At 47.0% G+C, this 3,252-nt stretch carries 1 pseudogene; it reads right to left on the bottom strand.

What is annotated here, in order from left to right:
• Positions 1–3,095: pseudogene (locus tag ABKW31_RS22680) on the bottom strand (hypothetical protein); the annotation flags it as partial.
• Positions 3,096–3,252: the final 157 nt, after the last annotated feature.

Raw genomic sequence — 3,252 nt, forward strand, 5'->3', positions numbered from 1 at the left:
CCAATAGCAACCAATGGATAAGTATCATTTACATCAAGGATACCGTCGTTATCGTCGTCTAAATCGGTCGCGTTTGAGATGAAATCGCCGTCGGTATCAAGCGGTAAACTGTTGTTACTCAGAGGGTTGGTGCCCGCGGCCAGTTCATCAGCATCGGAATAACCATCACCGTCATCATCTATGTCGATATCATTGCTGATGCCATCAGCATCAATATCTGTATTGACAGGTAAAACAATGCTATCAATCCAAACCGCGTCCTGACCCGCTGAGTCTGCGGAGTCTTTTGTGTAAGTCCAACTAATGCTGTGCTGACCTGCAGTAATGGGATAACGATAGAGTGCCCAGTCTTGCTCGCCGCTGTAACGGGCAATTTCAATCCCATCGACACTTAGTATTAACTTGTCATATTCCGTTTCTGTGGAAGCTTTAAGGGCAAAACTAAAATAACCAGCATTAAAGATATTTTGATAGCTTAAAGTCGATGTGGCGCTATTATTAACACCGGAAACTTGATAGCTATGACTAGCGTGATACGCTGAACCGTCGTTGAGTTGCCAGTTTTCATCACCACTAAAATACGATAAAAAATTAATCGTCTCAAACGAATAGTAAGCAAGGTTCACCTCAGCAGGTATATCATTTACATCATTGTCTTGACTACCAAACAAGAATTCATCTAAAGCAACTATGCCGTCACCATCGTTATCCAGTAAGGCGTCACTTGCCTCCAAAGGGTTCAAACCATTGGCGAGTTCATATTCATCAGAGATGCCATCGTTATCATCGTCCAAGTCAGCATTATTGCCTATTCCATCATTGTCGGTGTCGATTTGTTCATTAACATCATATGGCAAATCATCAGTTAGCGTTGGGATACCATCCCCGTCGCTGTCAATAAATTGTATTTGTTTTGGAACTGCAGAATCCGCTGTTGTGCCATCGCCCAATTGCCCAAAATAGTTATCGCCCCAAGCCCAGAGGGTGCCATCTATTTTAATTGCTAAGGAGTGTTTAGCACCTGCTTCAACGCTCTGCCAATTAATGCCCGCGCCTATTTGTACAGGGATATAACTACTGTTTGTCGTGCCATCACCATATTGCCCACTAGAGTTAGCTCCCCACGCCCAAAGAGTGCCGTCGGTTTTGATAGCTAAAGAATGGAGATTGTATCCCGCTCCAATACTCTGCCAATTACTTTTGATACCGATTCGTACGGGTGTAGTTTTTCTGGTTGTGGTGCCATCGCCCAATTGCCCATAATAGTTATCGCCCCACGCCCAGAGAGTGCCGTCGGCTTTAATTGCTAATGTACTAGCGCCTCTTCTAGAAATCAGCTGCCAACTAGTGTCACTGGCCACTTGTATCGGTCTATTGGAGCCACTGATATCGCCCAATGGCCCGTAGGCATTATATCCCCAAGCCCAGAGGGTTCCATCTGTTTTAACAGCTAAAGAATTGGAAGGATCGCCTGCTGTAATACTCTGCCAATTAGTGTCGCTGCCGATTTTAACCGGGGTATTCCTTCTGGTAGAGGTGCCATCGCCCAATTGCCCTGAACTGTTATTTCCCCACGCCCAGAGCGTACCGTCGGTTTTAATTGCTAAAGAGTGGCTGCCACTTACATCAACGCTCTGCCAGTTAGTGTCACTGCCGACTTGCACTGGGGTAGTTTTATTAGTATCGGTGCCATCGCCCAATTGCCCATATCCATTAAAACCCCATGCCCAGAGAGTTCCATCGGTTTTAATGGCTAAAGAACTGTACTGGCCCGTTGAAACACTCTGCCAATTAGTGTCGGGACCAATCTGCACGGGCGTCGTTTTATTGATTGTGGTGCCATCACCCAGTTGGCCATACCTATTAAAACCCCATGCCCAGAGGGCACCATCGGCATTGATAGCTAACGAATGATTTTCGCCTGCGGCAACTAGTTGCCAACTCCAATTTAAATAAGGCGTATCTTGCACTGGGTAGGTAACTCGCCCCCCGCCCTCAAAACCCAATCGCCCAATAGCGTTATCTCCCCACGCCCAGAGGCTGCCGTCGGTTTTAATCGCGAAAGAAAGACCGCCTCCGGACTGAATCGATTGCCAATTAGTGTCGCTGCCGATTTTAACCGGTGTATTCCTGTCGGTAGAGGTGCCATCGCCCAATTGCCCTGCAATATTATCTCCCCACGCCCAGAGCGTACCGTCAGTTTTAATCGCTAATGTGAAGTCACCTCCTGCTGCAACACTCTGCCAATTAGTGTCGAAACCAATTTGCACAGGTATGTTGCTTTGTGTTGTCGTGCCATCTCCCACTTGCCCGTCATTATTAGCACCCCATGCCCAGAGGGTGCCGTCGGTTTTAATGGCTAAGGAGTGGTGTTTACCCGCTGCAATGCTCTGCCAATTAGTGTCGCTGCCAATTTGTACCGGGACATATATATATCTTGCTGTAGTGCCATGACCCGATTCTCCATATGCATTAAAACCCCAGGCCCAGAGAGTACCATCGGCTTTAATTGCTAAAGAGTGGTTACCACCTGCTACAACGCTCTGCCAATTAGTATTGTTGCCAATTTGCACGGGGGTAACCCTTCTTGTTCTGGTACCAACGCCCAATTGCCCTTCATCATTAGAGCCCCATGCCCATAGGGTACCGTCGCTTTTAACGGCTAAAGAATGATAATGACCCGCAGCAACACTTTGCCAATTAGTGTCAGAGCCAATTTGCACGGGGGTAGCTTTATTGGTTGTTGTGCCATCGCCCAATTGTCCATAACTATTATAACCCCATGCCCAGAGAGTACCATCGGCTTTAATTGCTAAGGAGCGTTGTTCGCCCGTTGCAACCCCCTGCCAATTAGCATCGCTGCCGACTTGCACCGGGGTGGTTTTATTGGCTGTGGTGCCATCACCCAATTGCCCGCTATTGTTACTTCCCCAGGCCCATAGGGTGCCGTCATACTTAATAGCCAAGGAGTGAGCACCCGCAGCGACAACTTTCCACTGCCCTTCCAGCGAAGCATTGGCCGCAAAGGTTGCCGACAACAAAACAAAAAACACGAAACAAGACTTCAAGCGAAGTTTAGACAAGAATGTGAGCATTATTAGCATTCCTTTTTACAACATAACAAGGAAACAACTTTTAAGAACTGCAGTAGGAAGGGGGTGGTTCGCCTATTCCATAGCGGCTCAATTATCATCCTGATACATCTTTTAATGATATTGATTAAGTTGCAAACAGATTGAATAGCAACTTTTG

The sequence above is a fragment of the Paraglaciecola sp. 25GB23A genome, from assembly GCF_040012495.1.
In the GTDB taxonomy this organism is placed as follows: domain Bacteria; phylum Pseudomonadota; class Gammaproteobacteria; order Enterobacterales; family Alteromonadaceae; genus Paraglaciecola.